This is a genomic window from Paraburkholderia sp. MM5482-R2 (assembly GCF_050436125.1).
GTDB lineage: Bacteria > Pseudomonadota > Gammaproteobacteria > Burkholderiales > Burkholderiaceae > Paraburkholderia > Paraburkholderia tuberum.
Map to the genome: position 1 here is coordinate 559,372 of NZ_JBNDLP010000003.1, position 22,272 is coordinate 581,643.

Annotated in this window: 22 protein-coding genes and 1 pseudogene; 10 read left to right on the top strand and 13 right to left on the bottom strand. The window is 65.2% G+C overall.

Annotated features, from left to right (window positions below; translation table 11 throughout):
• Window positions 1–20: 20 nt before the first annotated feature.
• The 3 genes from OKW37_RS24710 to OKW37_RS24720 form a co-directional block, all read right to left on the bottom strand.
• Window positions 21–872, bottom strand: a complete 852-nt coding sequence (locus tag OKW37_RS24710) for a carbohydrate ABC transporter permease (protein WP_429404143.1) — start codon at window positions 870–872, stop codon at window positions 21–23.
• Window positions 869–1,759, bottom strand: a complete 891-nt coding sequence (locus OKW37_RS24715) for a carbohydrate ABC transporter permease (RefSeq protein WP_090807639.1) — start codon at window positions 1,757–1,759, stop codon at window positions 869–871. Before OKW37_RS24715 ends, OKW37_RS24710 begins: the two co-directional genes overlap by 4 nt.
• A gap of 174 nt (window positions 1,760–1,933) precedes the next feature.
• Window positions 1,934–3,166, bottom strand: a complete 1,233-nt coding sequence (locus OKW37_RS24720) for an ABC transporter substrate-binding protein (RefSeq protein WP_429333330.1) — start codon at window positions 3,164–3,166, stop codon at window positions 1,934–1,936.
• A gap of 319 nt (window positions 3,167–3,485) precedes the next feature.
• Here OKW37_RS24720 and OKW37_RS24725 point away from each other — a divergent pair, with 319 nt between their 5' ends.
• The 4 genes from OKW37_RS24725 to OKW37_RS24740 all read left to right on the top strand — a co-directional run bounded on the left by OKW37_RS24725 (window position 3,486) and on the right by OKW37_RS24740 (window position 7,730).
• Window positions 3,486–4,283, top strand: a complete 798-nt coding sequence (locus OKW37_RS24725; RefSeq protein WP_429404146.1) for an SDR family oxidoreductase — start codon at window positions 3,486–3,488, stop codon at window positions 4,281–4,283.
• Window positions 4,284–4,375: 92 nt separating this feature from the next.
• On the top strand, window positions 4,376–5,458 hold the full coding sequence (locus tag OKW37_RS24730) for an ABC transporter ATP-binding protein (RefSeq protein ID WP_184072779.1): 1,083 nt from the start codon (window positions 4,376–4,378) through the stop codon (window positions 5,456–5,458).
• 94 nt (window positions 5,459–5,552) lie between these two features.
• On the top strand, window positions 5,553–6,416 hold the full coding sequence (locus tag OKW37_RS24735; protein WP_184046190.1) for a MurR/RpiR family transcriptional regulator: 864 nt from the start codon (window positions 5,553–5,555) through the stop codon (window positions 6,414–6,416).
• Window positions 6,417–6,494: 78 nt separating this feature from the next.
• Entirely contained in the window at window positions 6,495–7,730 is a 1,236-nt protein-coding gene (locus tag OKW37_RS24740) for a YbfB/YjiJ family MFS transporter (RefSeq protein WP_429404149.1), read from the top strand.
• 23 nt (window positions 7,731–7,753) lie between these two features.
• Here the strand turns inward: OKW37_RS24740 and OKW37_RS24745 are convergent, their stop codons facing one another.
• Window positions 7,754–8,128 (bottom strand): GtrA family protein, encoded by a 375-nt coding sequence (locus OKW37_RS24745; protein WP_429404151.1) that lies wholly within the window; start codon window positions 8,126–8,128, stop codon window positions 7,754–7,756.
• A 134-nt stretch (window positions 8,129–8,262) separates the two neighbouring features.
• Here OKW37_RS24745 and OKW37_RS24750 point away from each other — a divergent pair.
• Window positions 8,263–8,559, top strand: a pseudogene (locus OKW37_RS24750) (type II secretion system F family protein); the annotation flags it as partial.
• A gap of 144 nt (window positions 8,560–8,703) precedes the next feature.
• On the opposite strand, the gene OKW37_RS24755 reads toward OKW37_RS24750, so the two are convergent.
• The 6 genes from OKW37_RS24755 to OKW37_RS24780 all read right to left on the bottom strand — a co-directional run bounded on the left by OKW37_RS24755 (window position 8,704) and on the right by OKW37_RS24780 (window position 14,980).
• Complete coding sequence (locus OKW37_RS24755) at window positions 8,704–9,348, bottom strand: trimeric intracellular cation channel family protein (protein ID WP_429404153.1); 645 nt, start codon at window positions 9,346–9,348, stop codon at window positions 8,704–8,706.
• Window positions 9,345–10,613: a M20 family metallopeptidase gene (locus tag OKW37_RS24760; RefSeq protein WP_429404155.1), complete on the bottom strand. Its 1,269-nt coding sequence runs from the start codon at window positions 10,611–10,613 to the stop codon at window positions 9,345–9,347. The genes OKW37_RS24755 and OKW37_RS24760 overlap by 4 nt, the downstream gene beginning before the upstream one ends.
• A 60-nt stretch (window positions 10,614–10,673) precedes the next feature.
• Window positions 10,674–11,129, bottom strand: coding sequence for a MarR family winged helix-turn-helix transcriptional regulator (locus OKW37_RS24765; RefSeq protein WP_187610620.1), 456 nt, complete (start codon window positions 11,127–11,129; stop codon window positions 10,674–10,676).
• Window positions 11,130–11,237: 108 nt separating this feature from the next.
• Window positions 11,238–12,572, bottom strand: a complete 1,335-nt coding sequence (locus OKW37_RS24770) for an MFS transporter (RefSeq protein WP_429404411.1) — start codon at window positions 12,570–12,572, stop codon at window positions 11,238–11,240.
• Between the two features lie 57 nt (window positions 12,573–12,629).
• On the bottom strand, window positions 12,630–14,114 hold the full coding sequence (locus tag OKW37_RS24775) for an amidase (protein ID WP_429404157.1): 1,485 nt from the start codon (window positions 14,112–14,114) through the stop codon (window positions 12,630–12,632).
• A 170-nt stretch (window positions 14,115–14,284) separates the two neighbouring features.
• Window positions 14,285–14,980 (bottom strand): GntR family transcriptional regulator, encoded by a 696-nt coding sequence (locus OKW37_RS24780; protein ID WP_429404159.1) that lies wholly within the window; start codon window positions 14,978–14,980, stop codon window positions 14,285–14,287.
• A gap of 313 nt (window positions 14,981–15,293) precedes the next feature.
• Here OKW37_RS24780 and OKW37_RS24785 point away from each other — a divergent pair, with 313 nt between their 5' ends.
• The gene (locus OKW37_RS24785; protein ID WP_429352943.1) at window positions 15,294–16,847 is read left to right on the top strand and encodes a hypothetical protein; all 1,554 of its coding nucleotides are present in this window, start codon (window positions 15,294–15,296) and stop codon (window positions 16,845–16,847) included.
• A 212-nt stretch (window positions 16,848–17,059) separates the two neighbouring features.
• Here OKW37_RS24785 and OKW37_RS24790 read toward each other — a convergent pair whose 3' ends face one another.
• Genes OKW37_RS24790 through OKW37_RS24800 form a run of 3 tightly spaced genes read right to left on the bottom strand, consistent with a single transcriptional unit; the run spans window position 17,060 to window position 18,016 of the window.
• On the bottom strand, window positions 17,060–17,338 hold the full coding sequence (locus OKW37_RS24790; protein ID WP_090807615.1) for a 2Fe-2S iron-sulfur cluster-binding protein: 279 nt from the start codon (window positions 17,336–17,338) through the stop codon (window positions 17,060–17,062).
• Between the two features lie 52 nt (window positions 17,339–17,390).
• Window positions 17,391–17,711: a hypothetical protein gene (locus tag OKW37_RS24795; protein ID WP_187610618.1), complete on the bottom strand. Its 321-nt coding sequence runs from the start codon at window positions 17,709–17,711 to the stop codon at window positions 17,391–17,393.
• Window positions 17,708–18,016, bottom strand: a complete 309-nt coding sequence (locus tag OKW37_RS24800; RefSeq protein WP_184061583.1) for a 2Fe-2S iron-sulfur cluster-binding protein — start codon at window positions 18,014–18,016, stop codon at window positions 17,708–17,710. Before OKW37_RS24800 ends, OKW37_RS24795 begins: the two co-directional genes overlap by 4 nt.
• 327 nt (window positions 18,017–18,343) lie before the next feature.
• On the opposite strand from OKW37_RS24800, the gene OKW37_RS24805 reads away from it, so the two are divergent.
• The 4 genes from OKW37_RS24805 (at window position 18,344) to OKW37_RS24820 (ending at window position 22,260) form a co-directional block, all read left to right on the top strand.
• On the top strand, window positions 18,344–19,075 hold the full coding sequence (locus OKW37_RS24805; protein ID WP_090807609.1) for a TenA family transcriptional regulator: 732 nt from the start codon (window positions 18,344–18,346) through the stop codon (window positions 19,073–19,075).
• Between the two features lie 105 nt (window positions 19,076–19,180).
• Window positions 19,181–20,641: an aldehyde dehydrogenase family protein gene (locus tag OKW37_RS24810; protein ID WP_429404162.1), complete on the top strand. Its 1,461-nt coding sequence runs from the start codon at window positions 19,181–19,183 to the stop codon at window positions 20,639–20,641.
• Window positions 20,642–20,697: 56 nt separating this feature from the next.
• Complete coding sequence (locus OKW37_RS24815) at window positions 20,698–21,177, top strand: GlcG/HbpS family heme-binding protein (protein WP_184061585.1); 480 nt, start codon at window positions 20,698–20,700, stop codon at window positions 21,175–21,177.
• A 66-nt stretch (window positions 21,178–21,243) separates the two neighbouring features.
• Window positions 21,244–22,260, top strand: a complete 1,017-nt coding sequence (locus OKW37_RS24820) for a 2Fe-2S iron-sulfur cluster-binding protein (protein ID WP_429404165.1) — start codon at window positions 21,244–21,246, stop codon at window positions 22,258–22,260.
• Window positions 22,261–22,272 lie beyond the last annotated feature (12 nt).

Here is a 22,272-nt window from a genome sequence, read left to right on the forward strand (position 1 = left end):
GGCACGCGCCGCGCAGTCACTCACTTCACCGCGCCGAGCGCGAGCCCCTTCACCATATAACGCTGCAACCACGCAAACACGATCGAAACCGGCAACGTCGCGCACAAGGTCGCGGCCATCACCAGATGCCATTCGACCACGTACTTGCCCGCGACCATATCGGTCACCTGCACGGTCAGCGTCTTGTTTTCCGGCGAGCGGATCAGCGTATAGACGACCGCGAACTCGTTCCACGCATTGATGAACGTGAAGATGGCGGTCACGACGATCGCCGGCACCGCGAGCGGCAGAAACACCTTGAACACCGCGCGCGTGCGGCTGCAGCCTTCGAGCCACGCGGATTCCTCGAGATCCTGCGGCACGGTCTGAAAGTACGACGACAGCATCCACACCGCGAACGCGATATTGAACGCCGCGTACGACACGATCACGCCGATCCTCGAATCGACCAGGTTGCCGTCGCCCCACGGAATCATCGCCGCGAGCCGGAATAGGCCGACCACCAGCAGGATCGGCGACAGCATCTGCGTGACGAGCAGGAACTGCCGATACAGGCCGCGTCCGCGAAACGGGAAGCGCGCGAGCGCGTAAGCGGCGGGCAGGCACACCGCGAGTGCGAGCGCGGTGGACAGGAAACTGATGATCGTGCTGTTGCGCAGCGCGACGCCGAAGTTGGCCGCGTCCCACATGTCGATGAAATTGCGCCACTGCCACTGCACCGGCAGCCAGCGCGCCGGATAGACGAAGATCTCCGAGGCCGGTTTGACCGCGGTGAAGAACATCACCGCGAACGGAAACAGTATGACGATCACGAGCGGCGTCAGCGCGGTCCAGCACCACAGCGAGCGTTTCGTCTTCGCGCTCAGACTCATGATGGCACTCCTTCTTTCGCGCGTTGCAGACGCAGATAAGCGATCGAGAACACGAACAGCATCACGAGCATGATCAGCGAAACGGCGGCCGCTTCGCCGGGCCGTCCGAGCCGGAAGCCGAGTTCGTACAGGTAAGTGACGAGGATGTGCGTGCTGTTGTCGGGGCCGCCTTGCGTCATCACCCAGATGATCGGAAACGAGTTGAACACGTAGATCACGTTCAGCAGGATCGCCATGTTGATGAACGGGCGCAGCAGCGGCATCGTCAATTGACGGAACTGCTGCCAGGCGCTCGCGCCGTCGATACGCGCGGCTTCGTAGATATCGCTTGGCACCGAAGACAGGCCGCCAAGAAAAATCGTCACCGTAAACGGAATCGACACCAGAATGCCGACCGCGATTTCGACGGGGAACGCGAACTCGGGCGTCGCGAGCCAGTGAATCGGCCCGCCGATCAGGCCGAGCCGCTGCAGCGTGACATTGACCATGCCGTAGTCGTCGTTGAAGGCCCAGCGCCAGACGACGGCGGTCATCGTCAAAGAGACGGACCACGGCAGCATCACGATCGTGCGCGCCACGCCGCGACCGTGAAAGTCCTGATTCAGAATCAGTGCGACAGGTACCGAGATCAGCACCGTGCCGCCCACCACGCACACGGTCCAGATGATCGTGCGGCGTACCGAATCGAGAAACACCGGGTCCTGAAACACGTTGATGAAGTTCTGCGCGCCGGTGAAGTCGCGGATCGCGCCGAAGCGCGATACCTCATGCAGCGATTGCCACACGATGTTGAAAATCGGATAGCTGATGATGAACAGCGCGAGCACGAGGCTCGGCGCAATCAGCAACCAGGGCGCCTGCGCGCGCGAAGAAACGGAACGGCTCATGCGTGCTCGATCGTAAGACGCGCCCGCTCTCTGGCGGCGGGCACGACGGAATGGGCCGGAGGGTGCATCGTGCTGCATAGGCTCGAATGTGGGAGTGGCGCGGCGCAACGCGCGGCGCGTGAGCTACGGCGCCGCGCGTCCCCTGTTCGTCTCGTTACCGTCAAAAGCCGCGTATCAGTGACCGAGCGACTTGTTCGCCTGCGCAGCGGCCGCATTCAACGCTTCCGCCGGTTGCGCCTTGTTCAGGTAGATCGCCTGCATCGCGTCGGTCACGGCCTTCGCGGTGTCTTCCCAGCCGGTCACGGTCGGCGCGAAGTGAGCCGTGGGCAGCAGCGCGACGAATGCCTTGATGTCCGGATCGTTGAACGCCGGGTCCGCCGCTTCGGCCTTCGTGGTCGGCAGGAAGCCTTCGGTCGTCGTGAACTCGACGCGCGGTTCCTTCGTGAACAGATAGTCGAGGAATTTCCACGCGGTCTTCTTCACCTTCGAGTTCTTGAACATCACGATCGAGTCGGTGACCGCGTAGGTGGCGTGCGTCGTGCCCATCGGCAACGGATCGATACCGTACTTCAGGTTCGGCGCTTCCTTCTTGATCTGCTTGGCGAGGAACGGCGCGGAGATCACCATCGCGACGCGGCCCTGCTTGAACAGGTTCTGCACGTCTTCGCGGCTATAGCCGGTGACGCCCGGTTGCGTGAGACCCTGGTCGATCATCTGCTTGTACATCGTCGCGGCCTTCACGCCCGCCGGCGAATTGAACGCGGCCTTGCCGTCCTTGCCGACCACGTCGCCGCCCATCGTCCACAGCGCGTAGTAAAAGTAGACGTCGGTTTCGATTTCCTTGCCTTGCAGACCGAAGCCGGCGATGCCTTGCGCCTTCAACTTCTTCGATGCATCGATCACCTCGTTCCAGGTCTTCGGGCCGTCGGGGTAGCCGACCTTCGCGAGCAGATCCTTGTTGTAGTACAGCGCGCGCGCGGAAGCGGCGATCGGCAGGCCGTAGGTCTTGCCGTTGATCTGGCCAGGCGCGAGGAACGGACCGATGAAGCGGGCCTTGAAGTTCGCGTCCATATAACCGTCGAGCGGCTCGGCGACGTCGTCCTTCACGAAGTCGAGGAGCCAGCGCGTGCCGACGATCGCGAGGTCCGCGTTGGCGCCGCCGGAGATGTCCGTTTGCAGCTTCTGTTGCAGCGTGTCCCAGTTCACGTCTTCGATCTTGATGGTCGTGCCGGGATTGGCCTTCTCGAAGTTGCGGGCCATTTTCTCGAAGTACGGCGCGGTCGCGTCGCTGTAGTGAGCGACCGTCACGCGGACCGTCTCGGCATGGGCCGAGACGGCGATACCTGCAAACGCGAGCGCCACGGCGACTTTGCCTAGCGCGAGGGAAGCACGGGCATGCAACGACATTTTTCTCTCTCCTGTGGGTGGTTTGCTGCCGTCGCCGGCCGCCTTGGGTAAATTGTTTGAAAAAATCCTACATGACGCAAAATAGCTTGTCACGTAGGGTCTGCGATATTTTTTCTCGGGCTATTTTGTGCATAAGATGCTGTAAAGCATGGGGTATTCTGCACGGCGCGACGGGGATGGAAACCCACTCTTCGGGATGGCCGGCAGTCGTCGCGGGTCGGATATGTAGGAAATTTACAGCGTTGCGCGGAGCGCGAGCCGGGTGGCGGACGGCGCCGGCAAGACGGCCGAAACGGCCAGGCCAACGAGCGAGGAACACATGGATCGTGTCGTATTGGTAACGGGCGCATGCGGCGGTATTGGCAGCGTGTTATGCGAGCGCTTCGTCGAGGCGGGTGACACCGTGCTCGCACTCGACATCGACGCGACCGCGCTGCAATCGTTGAGCGCGCGACTCGGCGCGCAACGGGGCGCGCAACAGGGCGCGGACCGGGTCGTGCCGGTCGCGGTCGATCTCGGCGACGCCGCTGCGGTGCAGCACGCGGTGGCCGCGGCGGTCGCGCAGCGTGGACCGGTCGACGTACTGGTCGCGAACGCGGGCGCGGCGCTCGGCGCGTCGCTCGCGACTACCGACGCCGCAAGCTGGCAGCGCGACATCCATCTGAATCTGAACGGCACGTATCACACGGTGGAGGCGGTGCGCGCGTCGATGATCGAACGGCAGCGCGGCGCGCTCGTGCTGATCGGCTCGGTGAACGGTCTCGCCGCGCTCGGTCATCCGGCATATAGCGCCGCGAAGGCCGGCCTGATCAGCTATACGAAGGCGCTCGCGCTCGAGCTGGGCCGCTTTGGCATTCGCGCGAACATCGTGTGTCCGGGCACTGTGAAGACGCAGGCGTGGCAGGCGCGTGTCGACAAGAATCCGCAGGTGTTCGAGGAACTGAAGAAGTGGTACCCGTTGCGCGACTTCGCAACGCCCGACGACATCGCCGATGCGGTGCTGTTCCTCGCATCGCCGCAAGCGCGCGTGATCACCGGCGTCGCGTTGCCGGTCGACGGCGGCTTGATGGCGGGCAACCGCCTGATGGCGCAGGAGCTGACGCTCGAGTCGTTCTGAGCCGCGCGCGGCGCGTGCACTACGGCACCGGCAATACAGCATCGGCAATACAACATCGGCAATACAACACACAGCAAGACAATGAGGACAGCATGGCAGCAGTGCAACTGAGCGGCATCTTCAAACGCTATGGCGACACCCAGGTCGTGCACGGCATCGATCTCGACATCGACGACGGCGAGTTCGTCGTGCTGGTTGGTCCGTCGGGCTGCGGCAAGAGCACGCTGATGCGGATGGTGGCCGGGCTCGAGGAAATCAGCGGCGGCGATCTGATGATCGGCGGCACGCGCGCGAATACGCTCGCGCCGCAGCAGCGCAACATCTCGATGGTGTTCCAGAGCTACGCGCTGTATCCGCATCTGTCGGTGTATGAAAACATCGCGTTCGGTCCGAGAATCCGCAAGGAATCCTCGGAGAAATTCAAGCCGCGCATCGATGCGGCCGCGAAGATGCTGAACCTCAGTGACTATCTGGACCGCTTGCCGCGCGCATTGTCGGGCGGTCAGCGGCAACGCGTGGCGATGGGCCGCGCGGTGGTGCGCGAGCCGTCGCTGTTCCTGTTCGACGAACCGCTGTCGAATCTCGACGCAAAGCTGCGCGTGCAGATGCGCACCGAAATCAAGGCCCTGCATCAGCGCTTGAAGAACACGGTGATCTACGTCACCCACGACCAGATCGAAGCGATGACGATGGCCGATCGCATCGTCGTGATGAACGCGGGACGTATCGAGCAGATCGGCCGTCCGCTCGAACTCTATGACCGGCCGGCGAATCTGTTCGTCGCGAGCTTCCTCGGCTCGCCGTCGATGAATTTCGCCGAGGGCGTGATCGTCAATCGCACGCAGGGTGCGGGCCTCGCGTTGAAGCTCGCGGACGGCAGCGAGGTCGCGCTCGAACGCACGCCTGCGTCGGCCGTGGTCGGTGCGAAGGCCACGCTCGGCGTGCGGCCCGAGCACGTCGAGATCACGACGCAGATACCGGATGCCGCGCTCGACGTCGAAGTGATCGAGCCAACTGGCGCCGAAACGCACCTGTACGGGAAAATAGGCGGCGCCTCGTGGTGCGTGACCACGCGCGAGCGCTCGAAGATCGAGCCCGGTCAGCGTGTCGCGCTGCGTCTGCCGGCCGAACACATCCATCTGTTCGATACGGAGAGTGGACGCAGGCTGGTCTGAACCGCGTGCGGCTTGAACTTTGATCAGGCCGATTCAAGCCGAACAAGCTGCGAGCGACGCGGATCCATATGAAACAGCCCCTAAGGAACACCGGGTGTCCGCACCGAACTTGATTCCCCACATCCGCAACGCACTCGCGAGTCTGCGGCCCGCCGAGCGCAAGGTCGCCGACATGGTGCTCGCCGACGTCGACTTCGCGATGCGCGCGAGCATCACCGAACTCGCGCAGCGCGCCGACGTGTCCGAGCCTTCCGTCACGCGTTTTTGCCGCGCGATCGGTGCGCACGGTTTGCGCGACTTCAAGATGCAGCTCGCGCAGAGCGTCGCCGGCGGGCTGCCGTATGCATCGACCGCGGTCGCGCGCGACGACGACGTGCAGACCTTGATGGACAAGGTCGGCGAAGCGGCGATCGACGGCATCACGCATGCGCGCGGCGCGCTCGATCCTGCCGTGGTCGAAAGCGCGATCGCGGCGCTTTCGAGCGCCCGGCGCGTGTTTTTCTTCGGCGTGGGCTCAGGCTCGGGGCTCGTCGCGCAGGACGCGGCGCTGCGTTTTTTGCGCATCGACATCGCGGCGGCCGCGTTTACCGATGGTCATTTGCAGCGCCTATACGCGGGTCTGATGGAGCCGGGCGACGTCGCGTTTGCGATCTCGCATTCGGGGCGCAGCGTCGAAGTGAATGAAAGCATCCAGATCGCGAAGGAGCGCGGCGCGACGACGATCGCGCTGACCAACGTCGGCTCGCGACTCGCATGGCTCGTCGATATTCCGCTGCTGCTGCGCGTGGCGAGCCCGATCGATCCGAACACGCCGGGCGTGTCGCGGCTCGTGCATCTGTGCATCATGGATGCGCTCGCGATCGGCGTCGCGCTGAAGGCCGGGCCCGAGACGCTGGAAAAGATGCGCCACGCGAAGGCGCGGCTCATGCCGCATGAGCCGGAAGGGGCGGGCGGGTAAGGCGCGCACATTGCGCGACTTTCGTCGTCGCTCCAGGTAGAATCGGCTCGCAGCGTTCCCGTTTACGTCCGTCCGCCCATGTCCTCCCGTTCCGCCGACACCGCATCGCACGCGCCATCAACGACCACCGCCGAACGTGTGCCGACCCTGCTGCTGGCCGCCGCGCTATCGCTCGGCAGCGCGTCAGCGCTCGGCTTCGCGCGCTTCGCGTACGCGCTGCTGTTGCCGTCGATGAAACTCGACCTCGGCTGGAGCTTCGCGCAGGCCGGCGCGATGAACACCGCCAACGCGCTCGGCTATCTGCTCGGCGCGCTCGTGTTTCCGCGCCTCGCGCGCCGCTGGTCGGCCGGCGCGCTGTTCGCGGCCGGTTGCGTGCTGACCGCGCTGCTGATGGCCGGCAGCGGCCTCACCGCCAGCACGCACGCGCTGCTGACGCTGCGCGTGATCACCGGTGCGAGCAGCGCGGCGATCTTCATCGGCGGCGGCGTGCTTGCGGCGCGGCTCGCGTCGGCGCGACCGCGCGACGCGGGACTCGTGCTCGGTCTGTATTACGGCGGCACCGGCTGGGGGATCGTCGCGTCGTCGGTGCTGGTGCCGGTGGCGATCCTTGATGCCGCCCACGGCTGGCAATTCGCGTGGATCGCGCTCGCGGCGGCCTGCGCGGTGTTCGCCGCGGTCGCGATCGGCGCGGCGCGCAGGATCGAGCGCGCGTACTCGAGCGCGGCGGCTGCGGCGCATGCGGCCGGCGCCACCCCTGCCCCGGGCTGGCCGCACTTCGCGGCCGCGCTCGCGGGCTACGGACTGTTCGGCGTCGGCTATATCGGCTACATGACGTTCATCGTCGCGCTGCTGCGCAACGCCGGCATGAGCGCGGCGGTCGTCACCGGTTTCTATCTACTGCTCGGCGCGGCGACCGTGGTGTCGGCGCGCATCTGGTCGACGCTGCTCGATCGCATGCGCGGGGGCCAGGCGCTCGCCCTGCTCAACGCGCTGCTGGCGATCGCGACGCTGCTGCCCGCGCTCTTCACGCAGCCGTGGGTCGCGTTCGTTTCGGGCGCGCTGTTCGGCGCGACGTTCCTGTCGGCGGTCGCGTCGACGACCGCGTTCGTGCGCCACAATCTGCCCGCGAGCCACTGGGCGAAGGGCATCAGCGCCTTCACGATCGTGTTCGCGTTCGGGCAGATCGTCGGGCCGGTCGTGATCGGCTGGGTGTCGGATGGCGCCGGGCTCGCGCGCGGGCTCGTGTATTCGGCGCTGCTGCTGGCGGCCGGCGCGATACTCGCGGCGTGTCAGAAGGCGTTGCGTGCGACGTGAGTCGCCTTGTGCGTGCTTCGTATTCAGCGATACGTCCAGCACCGATGCGCGACGAACGTGAGCGGCGGCACCACGCACACGACTAGCGCGATGCCGAGCGCGGGCGGCCCGCCCGCAAGCTGCGTCAGGTGCGATACGAGCGCGGTCGACGTCAGACCGCCCAGCGACACGACCACGAACCGCCCAGCGTTCAGCAACGCAGGCAGCGCAGAAAAACTCCAGAACGTGTTCAACAGATAAGAGGCCGCCGTCGCCCAGGTGAACGCGATCGCGTTGGCCCACGGCGGTGACATGCCGGCGTCCGCGATCAGCGTCAGCGCAATGCATACATGCAGGCCGGTCGCGATGACGCCGCTCGCGCCAAAGCGCATCAGCCTGACCCGTTCGACCGGCATCATCGCGACGCTCCCTCGCGCTTGCGCAGGATCGCGAACAGCGATACGCCATAAGGCAGCGGCGCATGCGCGAGCCAGTGGCGCTCGGCGCTGAAGACGCGGTACAGCGCCGCGTTGAGCAGCCACGGCGGGATCGCGTCGCCGAGCCGATGAGCGGCGAGTTCCGCATCGTGTTCGACGAGATCAGCTACGGCGTGTCGATCAGCGAGGCGCTGACGAATCTCGCGACGCGCGTGCCGATTCGCGATCTGCGTTACTTCGTGATCGCCGTCGTGATCCAGCGCGAGACGGGCGGCAATCTCGCCGAAGTGCTCGACGGCATCACCGCGCTGATCCGCGACCGCTTCAAGCTATTCGACAAGGTTCGCGTGCTCGCCGCCGAAGACAAGATGTCCGCGTGGGTGCTCGGCCTGCTGCCGTTCGGCTGCCGAGCATGGCGGGTGGCACATGACCACGCACTTCGTCGCGGGTGGATCGACATGTGGAATGAACGGAGAGAGCCGGTGGAACGCACGAGACAACGTGGCGCGGCGGCGGTGCTGATTCCGCAAACCGCGAGCTGAAGCGCGCAGGACCTGTTATGGATTGTCGCGTGTCTCGGCCGTGCGTCTGCCCTGGAAGACCGGCAGCCGCCAGCCGTAGCGCAGCGACGCGAGCCGCACCAACACGCAAGCCAACGTCGCGAACCACGGCGTCCACCAGTCCGTCCAGCCCGCGTACGAAAAACCGACCTGCACCGCCGCGCCGAACAGCGCGGCCGACGCATAGATTTCGCGCTCGAGAATCGCGGGTACGCGCGAGAGCACGACGTCGCGCATCACTCCGCCGCCCACCGCGCTGACGACGCCGAGCAGAATCGCGAGTTCGGCATTGTGGCCATACGTGAGCGCTTTCTGCGCGCCCGACACCGCGAACAGACCGAGCCCGATCGCATCGAAGAACAGCACCGGCTGACGCAGCCGGCGCACCTGCGGATACGCGAGAATCGTCACGGCCGACGCGGCGAGCGCGGTCGCCAGATAGCGCCAGTTCGACAGCCCCGCAGGCGGGATCGCGCCGATGCACAGGTCGCGCACGATGCCGCCGCCGCACGCGACCATGAAGGCGATCACGACGATGCCGAGCAGGTCGAGCCGTCGTTGACGCGCGGCCACCGCGCCGCTGATCGCGAATACGAAGGTGCCGATCAGGTCGAGAATGGTGTAGACGGCGTGTGAATTCACTGAGTGGTTTCGTGTTGATCGAGCCAGGCACCGGCCGCGCACAGCATGGCTTCGAGGCCCGTGCGCAGGGTCGGGTCGAGCACAGGCGCGAATTTCGGCGAGTGATTGCTCGGAATTTCGTTGAGTTTTTTCGCGGCGAGCGCCTGGCGGAACACTTCGGGCTCGGTGCCGCCGACGAACCAGAACGAGTACGGCACGTTCCATTCGCGGCCGAACACGCTGAAGTCTTCGCTTGCGGCGGCCGGCGGCGATTCGTACGCGCGCTCGCCGAACCGCGCCTCGAACGCGTTGCGCACGCGCTCGGTCGTGGCCGCGTCGTTGATCGTCAGCGGGTAGCTCGATAGTGTCGTGAATTCTGGCTCGCGCGGCGCGTTCGACGCCACGCATTCGGCGCAGCAGATGCGGCGAATCGCGCCGAGCATGTACTCGCGCACGTCATCGTCGTAAGTGCGCATGTTGAGCTTCAGCGTCGCGTCGTCGGGGATGATGTTCTCTTTCGTGCCGGCTTGCAGCGAACCGATGGTCAGCACGGCGCTGTCGCTCGGCGCGATTTCGCGCGACACGATGGTTTGCAGACGCAAGGTCGTCGACGCTGCCATGATCACGGGATCGATCGACGTCTGCGGCTGCGAGCCGTGCGCGCCGCGCCCGAACAGCTTGATCTTGATGCTGTCGCCGGCCGACAGGATCGTGCCGCTGCGATAGCCGACCGAGCCCGCCGCGCCGACCATCACGTGCTGGCCGAGAATCACGTCGGGCTTCGGAAAGCGCGTGGTCATGCCGTCGTCGAGCATGCTGCGCGCGCCGCGGCCGACTTCCTCACCGGGCTGGAACACGGCCATCAGCGTGCCGCGCCATGCGTCGCGATGCCCTGCCATCAGACGCGCGACGCCGAGCAGCCATGTGACGTGCATGTCGTGGCCGCACGAATGCGCGACGCCGACTTCGAGCCCGTCTTCGTCTTTCGCCCTCACCGTGCTCGCATAGGGCAGGCCGGTCGCTTCGGCCATCGGCAGCGCGTCCATGTCGGCGCGCAGCATCACGGTGGGACCGTCGCCGTTGCGCAGCAACGCAACGACGCCCGTCACGCCGACGTTGCGCGTCACCTCGTAACCGAGCTTTTCCACGTAGTCCGCGACGATGCCCGCGGTGCGCACCTCCTGCATCGACAGTTCGGGGTGCGCGTGCAGGTCTTTGTAGATCGCTTCGAGTTCAGGCAGCAGCGCGTCGATCGCGCTCGACATCGTTTCGATCAGCTTCGACATGGAGGGCTCCTTGTTGCCATGAACGCCAGGGAAGGAAGGCGGCGGAATGCGGACCGTCCGTCAGGATCGCGCAGGCGGCGCGCTTGCGGACTCGCTTTCGAGCAGGCTGTGCGAAAGCTTGCCAAGCAGACGTTCGAGCGTTTTGCGTTCGTTCGCGCTGAGCGCCTTCGCCAGCTCGACCTCGAGTTCGGTGCCCACCGCTTCGGACGCCTGCGCGACTTCGAGGCCGTGCGCCGTGGCACGCAACGCGATACTGCGGCGGTCCGACGCATGCATGTTGCGCGTGATCAGGCCGCGCGTTTCAAGCTCGGCGAGGACTTTGGAAAGCAGCGTTTTTTCGATCAGCGCGCGCTGTGAAACGGATTTGGGCGTGATGTCGGGCTCCGCGCAGACGAGGCGCAGCACGCGCAACGCACGCACGTCGAGATCCCAGCGCTCGCGGTAGACCAGGTTCGCGCGGTTGATCAGCAACGCGCTGGTCAGATCGAGCCTGAAAGTCAGGAAGTCCGAATACAAGAATTTGCTCCGCTGTCCGTGTCATACGCAGTGCAGGCATTATAGGCAAGTAGTTGAAATTTTCAAATACTTGCGTGGACGCCGCCCTGGTGCGAGACAGGTGAAGTGTTAGCGAGCGTCGCGCCCGGAGCCGGATTGGGCCACGCGGGCGGCGACACCCATCGGTTCGATCAAAGCACTTGAATCGGTCTGCTCGCCGCTGAGCGAATCGAGGCTGATGCCGTTGGTCTCGGGCAGAATCCACGCGGTGACGATCACGCACAGATAACCGACGCCCGCGACCAGCGGAATCGCGGAGTCGAGCGCCATATGACCGGTGCTGAGCCAGCCCACGCCAAGCGGGAACAGCGAGCCGATGACGCGCCCCATGTTGTAGGCCACGCCGTAGCCGGTCGCGCGAATTTCGTTCGGGTAGCTCTCCGAGATCGTCGCGGCGATGCCCGAGAACGTTCCCTGCATCAGCACGCCGAGCAGAAAGCCGAGCACGAGCATCGCGCCGTTCGACGCGGGAATCGCCATATAGGCGAGCGCCATGGAAAACGCGCCCGCCGCGAACACGATATACGTGAGGCGTCGGCCGATGCGGTCCGACGAATACGCACCGAGCACGTAGCCCACGAACGAGCCGAGGATCATGATCGCGAGATAGGCGCTCGTGCCGAAGATCGACAGGCCGCGTTCGAGCTTCAGATAGGTCGGCATCCACGTCGCGATCGCATAGTAGCTGCCGAGCATGCCGCCCGACAGCAGACTGCACAGGATCGTCTTGCCGGCGAGCGGCCGCGCGCAGACACGGCGTAGTCCTTCCAAGGCGGCGGGCGAGTGCTGTTTTCCGAGCGCGCGCGAGAACGCTTCGGGCTCTTTCAGATCGCGCCGAAGATACACAACCAGCAGCGCCGGCACGATGCCGATAAAAAAGCAGCCGCGCCACGCCCACTCCGCCGGCAGCCACGAAAACAGCACGCTATAGACGATCGCCGCGGCGGCCCAGCCAAACGAATAACTGCTCGCCGCGAAGCCGGAGAATTTGCCGCGATGCGCGGGATTCCTGATGATCTCGGTCACGAGCACCATGCATAGCGACGATTCGCCACCGAAGCCGAGCCCCTGCAGCATGCGAAACAGCGCGAGCTGTAGTGGCGAGTTGGCGAAGCCGCACGCGAAGCACGCGAGCGCGAATAGCACGATGGTCCAGCGCAGAATGCGCACGCGCCCGAAGCGGTCGGCGAGCAGGCCCGCGCCGATCGCACCGACGAGCGACGCGATCAGCGTGTAGGTGACGATGCTGCCCGCGATGGCCTTGTTCATGTGCCAGGTCGCGGCGAGCACGGGAATCAGGAACGAGTAGATCATGAAGTCGTACACATCGACGGCATGACCCATGAACGCGCCCGCAAAGGCTTTCTTCTCGTTCTTCGACAGCGATTCGAACCAGACCATGATGGAGGACTCCGGGCGAGGATGAGGTGGCGGCTGGCGCCTCCAGAATGCGAGTGGGTGTTATAGCGGTGGCGCGACGAACGACAGTCCCGCCTGCTCGAGCAGCGCGGCCACCCGCAGCGAACGCAGGTCGTGATAGAGCGGCGCGACGATCTGCACGCCGATCGGCAGGCCGTCCGCGGTCGTGCCGGCGCGGGCCACGGTCGATGGCAGGCCGCACAGACCCGAGTGGCCGGCCCAGAACAGCTGGGTCGTCATCGGCTGCGGGCGGCCGTTGACGTCGAGCGTGCGCTGCCACGGCGCCCCGGTTTCGTCGAGCGTGAAGGCGGCGGTCGCGGCGGCGGGGCACAGCAGCACGTCGATCGTGCCGAACAGCTCGCGCCATGCTTCGCAAAACGCGTCGCGCTGCTTTTGCAGCAGCAGCCAGTCGCGGTGACGCAACGCGGTGCCCGCGTATTGCAAGGCGGCGTACGACGACGCGTCGGCGGGCACGGCGGCGCTTGCTGTGAGCGCGGCGGCGAAGGCGTCGTCGTCGAGATAGTGCGAGGTCGACGCGCGCAGCAGCAGCACGTAGGCGCGCATCAGTTGCGCGGCGTCGAGCGCGGGGCGCGCGTCCCAGACCACCGTCGCACCGGCGTCTTCGAGCTGCCGGCCAAGACGCGTGAGGCACGCCTCTACCGGGCCGTCGACGTCGGCGAGCGGATGATTGGTCAGTATGCCGAAGCGGAATTCACGCAGGTCCGTGCGCTCGCAGGGTGGCAGTGCGAGCCGCAGCGCGCTCGCGGCTTCGCCGGCCGGACCGGCGATCGCGCGGAGCACGAGTTCGAGGTCGCGCGCCGAGCGCGCGAGCGGACCCGCGCCGTTGATGTCGGGCTGCGCCATGCCGCCGCCGATGCCATGGCCTTTCAGCGACACGATGCCATGCGTGGTCTTGTGCGAGAAGACGCCGCAGAAATGCGCGGGGTTGCGGATCGATGAGCCGACATCCGAGCCGACGTCGAAGAATGACATGCCCGCGCAGACGGCCGCCGCGCTGCCACCCGACGAACCGCCCGGCGTGCGGGACGGATCGCGCGGATTGCGGGTCGTGCCGTAGAGGTCGTTATAGCTTTGCCAGTCGCGCAGATAGATCGGCACGTTGGTCTTGCCGAGCAGCACCGCGCCCGCGTCGAGCAGGCGTTGCACGACGTCCGCATGGGCGCTCGCGATGTTCTCGCGATGCGCGGGGTCGCCAAGGGTCGTCGGCCAGCCGCGGACGTCGAAAGATTCCTTGATCGTAAACGGAATGCCGTGCAAGGGGCCGCGCAGCCGCCCCCCGCGCCGTTCCTCGTCGCGTGCTTCGGCGGTGGCGTAGGCGGCGTCGAAATCGGATACGACGACCGCGTTCAGCAGGCCGTTGTCGGCCTCGAATGCGGCTTCGCACGCGGCGACGAGCGAGACGGCGTCGATCTCGCCGGCGCGCATGTCGTGCGCGGCCTGCTGGACAGTGGCGTAACGGTAGCGCGCCGCCTGACTGGCGGCGGGTGGGGAGGAGCTTGGTGTCATGAAAGGCCTGAGAGGGCGATTGATGGGCGGTATGTTGTATACCGTCTATCGCCAAATTCAGCCTGTCAAGTGGCTTGCAGCGTAGTCGACGAAATTATCGGGTGGCGTAAAGCGAGCGCGGTGGCGTGTGCCGCGCCTCGCTTCCTATGCCGCGCGTTTCAAAGGCCGTTTCAACGCGCATTGTTCGCCAGATAGTGCTGGGCGGCGCGCATCACATGCCGCTCGGCGAGCAGCGCCGACAGCGTCGCATCGCCCGACTGCACCGCGCGCAGGATCGCGGCGTGTTCGTCCCAGGTCTGGCGGACTTCCGCATCGCTCGCGTTCGTGAACAGCATGCGCGTGCGGTCGCGCAACGAGCGCATCAGGTCGCTCAGAATCGTATTGGCCCCGGCCGCGTAGAGCAGGTCGTGAAAACGCGCGTTGAGTTCGAGCAGGCCGGCCGTCTCGCCGGCGTCGACTTTTGCCTTGCCTTCAGCGAGCACCTGTTCGATCTGGCCGACCAGTTCGGGCGTTCGATGTTCGGCGGCGAGCCGGGCGTTGAGTCCCTCGAGCGTCGCGCGGATCTGGATCATTTCGCGTGCCGCCGACGGCTGCAGCGACGCGACCACCGCGCCGTGCCGCGGCCGCACTTCGACGAGGCCTTCCGAGGCGAGCGCGCGAAGCGCTTCGCGTACCGGCACGCGCGAGACGTCGAGCTCCTGGGCGATGCGTCCTTCGACCAGCCGCTCGCCGGGCACGTACGTGCCCGAGACGATTGCTTCGCGCAGCCGCGCGGTGACGAGATGCGACAGCTGCTGATGCATGATCGGCGCGCTCGATTGCCCCTGTGCGCCGCTTGCCGCGGTCGTGTCCGCTTCAGTGTTCATAAGGATCTCCAACCTGTGTTGCTGATGGCGTGTGATGCAGGCGATTTTACCTCAGTGCACGTCACGAATACTGTAGACCTTATACGGAAATAGCAGGCTCGGCCTTGTCTGGCGGGGCATTGAAGCACGCGCCCCGCTTCCTCGTGGCTGCTGCCGCTCGATTCTTCTGCTTTGAAATGCCGCGACGAATGCGGGTAAACCTCAAGCAAGCAGTCGTTGATCCGGTTTTATTTAGTACATAGTATACCAATCGGTTATCTCAAATCAGCCGCATTCCACCCGCGCTCGCAGGTCCGCGCAGTCAGGAGAAGCAATGGAATCTCACGTCGTTCTAACGTCGGCGCACTGGGTTTATCTGTGTGGTGTCGTCTCTATCATCGCGACGCTGGTGTTTCGCGCCAACGTCGTCGCGCCCGCGATTCTCGCGACCTTCGCCACCGTCTACGCGTTTTCCGGCCAGGTGTCGACCGCGATCGAAGCGGTGTTCTTCGCGCCGCTTACGGCGGCGCGCGAGCTGTTCAATATCTTCCTCGTGATTTCGCTGATGACCGCGTTGCTCAACGCGCTGAAACGGATCAACGCGGATGTGCGCATGGTCCAGCCGTTTCGCGCGGTCATGGTCAACGGGCACGTCGGCTTCTTCGTGCTCGGCTTCGTGAGCTACGTGTTGTCGCTGTTCTTCTGGCCGACGCCGGCCGTGCCGTTGATCGCCGGCATTCTGCTGCCGGCCGCGATTTACGCGGGCGTGCCGCCGCTGGGCGCGGCGTTGTGCATCGGCATCGCGGGACTCGGCACGGCCTTGTCGTCGGATTACGTGATCAAGGTCGCGCCGGGCATCAGCGCGAAAGCGGCCGCGGTCGCGATGCCGGACGTTGCCGACAAGGCGCTGCTGCTGTCGCTGATCACGGGCGGCATCGCGTTCCTGATCGCCTATCTGCGTATCCGCAAGCAGATCCAGGCACCCGATGCGCGCCATCTCGAACGCTGGGAAGCGACCCAGGTCACGGCGAATACCGTTGTCACGCCCGCGGCCGGCACGAGTCGCGCGCGCATCCGGCGCGGCAAACCGCAGCATGCGTCGGTCGGCGACGGCGGCCAGGTCAGCGGCGCGAGCGGCTCGCGGGCGTTGTTGTCGTCGCGCGACCTGTTGACGCCGTGGCAGGAGCGCTGGTCCCGCTGCTTCGCGATCGTGATCCCCGTCGCCTTTCTCGCGATCGTCGCTTACATGGTGTTGCCGCATCTGATCCCCGGCTTCAAGGGCGCGAGCGGTGCAGCGGCCGCGGCGCTCGTCGGCGGCGTCTCCGCGTTGCTGATGGTGGCGGTAGCCGCTGCGCGCGACTATCGCGCGATCTGCCGCAGCACGGCCGAGCACGTCACCGAGGGCTTCGTGTTTTCGTTTCGCGCGATGAGCTCGGTGCTGCCGATTGCGGGCTTCTTCTTCATCGGCGTGGCCGGCACTGCGGCGCCGATCCTCGGCTTGCCCGCCGGTACCCATGCCCCCGGCCTGCTTGCCGATCTCGTGAAAGCGGGCGAGGTCTACATTCCGCACAACGCGTTCTTCGTCTCGTACGGCATTCTGCTGGCCGGCATGGTGACGGGCATCGACGGCTCGGGCTTCGCCGGTTTGCCCTTGACCGGCGCGCTGGCGGGCGCGCTCGGCCGCACGGTGGGCTTCGACGTGTCGACCCTCGCGGCGATCGGCCAGATGGGTTCGGTGTGGACCGGCAAGACGCTGACCGCATGGTCGGCGCTCGCGGCGGTGGCGAGCTTCGCGCGTGTGCCGGTGTTGCAGGCGGTGCGCAATCTGTTGCTGCCGGTGGTGTGCGGCCTGGTGGTGTCGACGTTGGTGGCGATTCTGATCTGGTGATGGGGGGCGGGACGCGCGTGTCGTCCGCGCGGTTTTTGCCGGGCCTTGCGCGTTGGTTTGCCGATGCGCAAGGCCTTGGCGGTTTGATCGTCGGCGCGCTTTGCCCGCGAGTTGCGGCCTACGTCTTACGCCTCGCAACGACAAGCAAAAACGCCGGCTTCAGTGCATCGAAGCCGGCGTCCCAGTTTGACTCACTACGTTGTGTTGCTAACTCACCATGACACGCTGACATTGCCATTGACGAAAGTCTGACAGGCCATCCGATAGCCAGCTTTGATTTCGTCTTCGCTCAGATGGCGTTTTTCCTTGTCCTTCACGCTATCGGTATGTTCGATGCCGTGTTCGACCTTGCATTTGCAGGTGCCGCACAAGCCGCCGCCGCATTTGAACGGAATGCCGCCTTTTTCGCGCAGCGAGACGCGCAGCAGATTGCTGTTGGGCGGCGCGCTGACCGACTTGTTGTCGTTGCTGAGGAAAGTAATCTGGATCATTCGGAAGCTTACGTATTGGGTTCGGAGAGGAGGGGATGAAACGGCGCGGCAACTAGCGCGGGGTCAGTTGCGCGGCGCCGTTGCCATGGCCCGCGAGCTGCCGCAGCGACTCGAGCGCGGCTTCAGGCGTCGCGAATTTTTCGAGGAACCTGGTGGGAACGAGATTGACCGCCGACGGTGTGGCTTCGTCGATCACCCTGATCTTCGTTTCTTTCATGAGCGCGGCGATGACGAACGTGGCGATATGCCGGCCGCCGTAGAGGTAGTCGAAGGTGGCGAGCGGCACGATGCCTTCGGTCGCCTCGGTGCGGTACTGGCCGGGCTTGCTCGTCAGAATCACGTGCGTGCCGGCCGCGACGGAGCGCGTATTCATGCTGCCTGCTCCAGATCGTCCTGCGCGAGTTCGATGTCGTGCTCGATCCATAGTTGGCACGCGAGGCGATAACCCTGCGCAAGCCGCTCGCCGAGCTGTTTTTTTTCCTTCCAGTTGGGCTCGGGCAGATACTGCGCGCCGGACATCACGCGACACGCGCACTTCGAGCACTTGCCCATGCCGCATTCGTAGCGCAGATGCGGAAACGGGAATTGCCTGATGCCGGCGCGCACGACGAGGTTGGTGTTCTCCTTGACCTCGCCCTGATGGGTCGCGCCGTTTTTGTGAAATACCACTGTTGGCATAACGCTCTCCGTGATTCGCTCGGATCTAGTCTAGTTGAAAAAAAGGATATAGTATACCGTCTACTGCCGGACGGGCCCCGGCGAGGGCCGAAGACAGCGGCGGTTGGCGCGCATTAGTTCCAGTTTTCTTAGGGCTTTCCGCGGTGAGGCCGCAATGAAGCGGCGCGTAGACGGAGCGCTCTTCCCAAGAACGGCTCGCGCAATTCAGAGATTGCGGTATACAGTATGCATTAAAGAGGCTACACTAGCTCAACTGTTCCTTCCGTGCCCGACGGCATTCGGGCTTTCGACAACGCCAACCTTTTCCCTACCTGTCAGGAGCTTGAAATGGCTGAATTGATGAACCGTGATGACTTCCGCGCCGCGCTCGAGGACGCCATCAAAGGCAAGAGTGCGAACAAGGCGCCGTTCAGCATCGCGTGGGCGAGCGGCAAGCTGAGCCGCGCGCATCTCGCGCGCTGGGCCGAGAACCACTATCACTACGTGGGCCCGTTCGCCGACTATCTGGCCTACATCTATGCGCGCACGCCGGACCGCTTCACCGAGGCTAAGGACTTTCTGCTCGCCAACATGTACGAAGAGGAAATCGGCGGTGACCGTCATACCGATCTGCTGATCCGTTTCGCCGAAGCGTGCGGCACGACGCGCGAGCGCGTGATAGATCCCGACAACATGTCGCCGACCACGCGTGGCCTGCAGGCATGGTGTTATTCGGTGGCGATGCGCGAGGACCCGATCGTCGCGGTCGCGGCGCTCGTCGTGGGTCTCGAATCGCAGGTGCCGTCGATCTATCGCAAGCAGACGCCGACGCTGCGCGACAAATACCAGTTCACCGACGAGGAAGTGGAGTTCTTCGATCTGCACATCGTGTCGGACGAGATTCATGGCGAGCGCGGCTATCAGATCGTGCTCGAACATGCCGACACGCCCGAGTTGCAGCAACGCTGCCTGAAGATCTGCGAGATCGGCGCGCAGATGCGTCTGCTTTATACGACCGCGCTCTATTACGACTACGTCGAGCAGGACCTGGCGCTGCCCGAACTCGAACTCGCGAGTTGAACCCGCGGCGGCGCGCGCAACGCGGCGCCGTCTTCCGTTGGCATCGCCGCGAGCCAGCCGGCCGGCATGGCGCCGGCCATTGCGGCAACAGCACAGGTATCCGTCATGAGCAATCCGGCAACACCAGAGTTCAAGAATCTCATCGCGGGCGAGTGGACCGCCAGCGTGAGCGGCGGCACGTTCGACAACGTGAATCCCGCCGATACGCGCGACATCGTCGGCCGCTTCCAGGCGTCTTCGGCCGAGGACGCGCGCGCCGCGCTGGCCGCGGCGGCTGGCGCGTTCGCCGCGTGGCGGCGCACGCCGGTCGCGCAGCGCGCGGCCGTTCTCAATCGCGCGGCGGCGTGGCTCGAACAGCATGCGGACGGATTCGCGAACGAACTCACGCGCGAAGAAGGCAAGCCGCTCGCGCAGAGCAGGGACGAAATTCTGCGCTCGGCGCAGGTGCTGCGTTTCTATGCGGTGGAAGGTCAGTCGTATGCCGGCGAGACGTTCCCGAGCGACGATCCCGACATGACCGTCCACACGCAGCGCGAACCCCTCGGCGTCGTCGCCGTGATTACACCGTGGAATTTTCCGATCTCGATCCCGGCGCGCAAGATCGCGCCGGCGCTGATCGCCGGTAATACGGTGATCTTCAAACCGTCGTCGGATGCGCCGCTGATCGGCTACCGGCTCGCCGAAGCATTCGCGCAGGCGGGCATTCCATCGGGTGTACTGAATTTCATCACGGGACGCGCGTCGGAAATCGGCTCCGTCATTACCGCGTCGCCGGTCGTCAGGGCCGTGTCGTTCACCGGTTCGACCGCCGCTGGCGAACAGATTCATCGCTCCCTACCGCTGACCACGCGCACGCAGATGGAACTCGGCGGCAAGAACCCGCTGATCGTGATGGACGACGCGGATCTCGACCGCGCCGTCGACCTGACGATCAAGGGTGGCTTCTCGCTGACGGGCCAGGCCTGCACCGGCACGAGCCGCGTGCTGGTCATGCAGAGCGTGCGCGATGCGTTCAGCGAGAAACTGCTCGCTAAAGTGAAGACGCTCAAGATCGGCAGCGGCCTCACGCCCGGCATGGACATCGGCCCGCTCGCGACCCGGACGCAGCTCGACACCGTGCTCGACTACGTGGCCTCCGGCAAGGCACAGGCCACGCATCTGTACGGCGGCGAGCGCCTGAGCGGTCCCGATTACGAGCACGGCTATTACGTCACGCCGGCGATCTTCACCGACGTGACGCAGGACATGCGTATCTGCCGCGAAGAAATCTTTGGGCCGGTGATCGCGATCGTCACCGTGACCAGCTACGAGGACGCGATCGCGAAGGCGAACGACACCGAGTATGGGCTCTGCGCCGCGATCGTCACGTCGAATGCACGCCACATGCATCGCTTCGCGGACGACATCGAGGCGGGCACCGTGAAGATCAACCGAACGACGACGGGCAACGCGATCAACGCGCCGTTCGGGGGGCTCAAGCGTTCGAGCACGTCGACGTTTCGCGAATCGGGGCGTGGCGGTCTCGAGTTCTATACGCAGATCAAGACGGTCTATCGCGGCATCTGAGAGCGGCGAGATCAGCTTTCCGAATCAATGAATCAATCAACAATGAGGGGGTTGCAATGAAACAGATATTTCGCCTGGAACTGGCCGAAGCGCGCGAAATGATCCGCGCGGCCATCGGCCGGGCGCAGCAGATCGACGTGCTCGAATCGGTCTGCATCGTCGACGAGGGCGGCTATCCGCTCGCGCTCGAACGGATGGACGGCGCGCGCATCACTGGGCCGCAGATTGCGTGGAACAAGGCGTTCACGGCAGCCGGCCACAAGCGCTCGACGCATCTGTTCACCCAGCGGCCCAACGGTCCCGCGTTGCCGGGCAACGAAGCGTTCGGCATTCAATGGAGCTTCGAGGGTAAGTTTGCGGCATTCGTCGGCGGTTTTCCTGTTGTCGTCGATGGCCAGGTGGTGGGTGGTGTGGGCCTGAGCGGCGGCAACGGCGAGCAGGACACGCAGTGCGGCCTCGCCGCTTTGCAGGGGCTGCACGATCTGCTCGCGGCGCAGGGGCATAGCGTGCTCGTGGAAGCCGACATCAAGAAATGACGCCACGGGCCGCCTGTGCATGCCGGCGGTCCTGTCGTTCGCATCGCATCGTCATGAGGTGGCGTCATGTCATACCGGATTCAGGTGCTCGAAACAGGAGCGTGTTTCAGCGCCGAGCGCGACGAATCGCTGCTCGCCGCCGCGCTACGCGCGGACGTGCCGCTTGCGCACGATTGTCAGTTCGGCGGTTGCGGCACGTGCCGCGTGAAAGTGCACGAGGGCACGCTCGACTACGAGGAGTTTCCGCTCGGACTCACCGAGGAGGAGGCGCAGGCGGGATTTGCGCTCGCGTGTCAGGCGCGGCCGCGCAGCGACATTGTGATCGGCGCGGGCCACGCCGGTGCGCCGACATCGGAGCCGGCGCGTCATACGGTGCGCGTCGAGGCGGTACGCTTGCTGGCGCACGACGTCACGCACCTCACGCTCGCGCTTCCAGAGGATGCCGAAATGATCTACCGGCCCGGTCAGTACATGAACGTGATGCTCGAAGACGGTAGTCATCGCAGCTTCTCGATGGCATCCGCCGCGCGCGCGGGCGGCCTCGTCGACTTTCATGTGCGGAAGATCGCGGGCGGCCGGTTCACCGATCGTGTGGTGGCGCAGCTCAAACCGGGCGACCGCCTCGACGTGGAACTGCCGCTCGGCGGATTCCGACTGCACGAAGAGGACTATCGTCCGTTGCTGATGGTCGCGACCGGCACCGGCCTGGCGCCGGTGAAAGCGATGCTCGAATCGCTGATGGACGATCCCGATTGCCCGCCCGTCGCGCTGTACTGGGGCGCGAGAACGGCCGACGGCCTGTATCTGCATGACGAAATCGGCCGCTGGGCGGAGCGTCTCTACGAGTTCCGCTATGTGCCGGTGTTGTCGCGCGCGGACACAGCATGGAGCGGGCGGCGCGGCTATGTGCAGCATGCGGTGTGCGAGGACCATGCGGACCTGTCGGAGCACGCGGTCTATCTGTGCGGCTCGCCCGCGATGATCGCCGAGGCGAAGGCCGCTTTCATCGCGAAGGGCGCGAGCGTGGATCATCTGTACTCGGACAGCTTTACGTTCCAGCACGCCGCAGCGGCGCTCGTGTAGCGCGCGGCACGC

What these genes read in the sequence shown, in the direction of transcription:
- OKW37_RS24710 (WP_429404143.1), bottom strand. Translation starts at nt 872, where the DNA reads ATGAGTCTGAGCGCGAAGACGAAACGCTCGCTGTGGTGCTGGACCGCG.
- OKW37_RS24715 (WP_090807639.1), bottom strand. Translation starts at nt 1,759, where the DNA reads ATGAGCCGTTCCGTTTCTTCGCGCGCGCAGGCGCCCTGGTTGCTGATT.
- OKW37_RS24720 (WP_429333330.1), bottom strand. Translation starts at nt 3,166, where the DNA reads ATGTCGTTGCATGCCCGTGCTTCCCTCGCGCTAGGCAAAGTCGCCGTG.
- OKW37_RS24725 (WP_429404146.1), top strand. Translation starts at nt 3,486, where the DNA reads ATGGATCGTGTCGTATTGGTAACGGGCGCATGCGGCGGTATTGGCAGC.
- OKW37_RS24730 (WP_184072779.1), top strand. Translation starts at nt 4,376, where the DNA reads ATGGCAGCAGTGCAACTGAGCGGCATCTTCAAACGCTATGGCGACACC.
- OKW37_RS24740 (WP_429404149.1), top strand. Translation starts at nt 6,495, where the DNA reads ATGTCCTCCCGTTCCGCCGACACCGCATCGCACGCGCCATCAACGACC.
- OKW37_RS24745 (WP_429404151.1), bottom strand. Translation starts at nt 8,128, where the DNA reads ATGATGCCGGTCGAACGGGTCAGGCTGATGCGCTTTGGCGCGAGCGGC.
- OKW37_RS24760 (WP_429404155.1), bottom strand. Translation starts at nt 10,613, where the DNA reads ATGTCGAAGCTGATCGAAACGATGTCGAGCGCGATCGACGCGCTGCTG.
- OKW37_RS24775 (WP_429404157.1), bottom strand. Translation starts at nt 14,114, where the DNA reads ATGACACCAAGCTCCTCCCCACCCGCCGCCAGTCAGGCGGCGCGCTAC.
- OKW37_RS24780 (WP_429404159.1), bottom strand. Translation starts at nt 14,980, where the DNA reads ATGAACACTGAAGCGGACACGACCGCGGCAAGCGGCGCACAGGGGCAA.
- OKW37_RS24785 (WP_429352943.1), top strand. Translation starts at nt 15,294, where the DNA reads ATGGAATCTCACGTCGTTCTAACGTCGGCGCACTGGGTTTATCTGTGT.
- OKW37_RS24790 (WP_090807615.1), bottom strand. Translation starts at nt 17,338, where the DNA reads ATGATCCAGATTACTTTCCTCAGCAACGACAACAAGTCGGTCAGCGCG.
- OKW37_RS24795 (WP_187610618.1), bottom strand. Translation starts at nt 17,711, where the DNA reads ATGAATACGCGCTCCGTCGCGGCCGGCACGCACGTGATTCTGACGAGC.
- OKW37_RS24800 (WP_184061583.1), bottom strand. Translation starts at nt 18,016, where the DNA reads ATGCCAACAGTGGTATTTCACAAAAACGGCGCGACCCATCAGGGCGAG.
- OKW37_RS24805 (WP_090807609.1), top strand. Translation starts at nt 18,344, where the DNA reads ATGGCTGAATTGATGAACCGTGATGACTTCCGCGCCGCGCTCGAGGAC.
- OKW37_RS24810 (WP_429404162.1), top strand. Translation starts at nt 19,181, where the DNA reads ATGAGCAATCCGGCAACACCAGAGTTCAAGAATCTCATCGCGGGCGAG.
- OKW37_RS24815 (WP_184061585.1), top strand. Translation starts at nt 20,698, where the DNA reads ATGAAACAGATATTTCGCCTGGAACTGGCCGAAGCGCGCGAAATGATC.
- OKW37_RS24820 (WP_429404165.1), top strand. Translation starts at nt 21,244, where the DNA reads ATGTCATACCGGATTCAGGTGCTCGAAACAGGAGCGTGTTTCAGCGCC.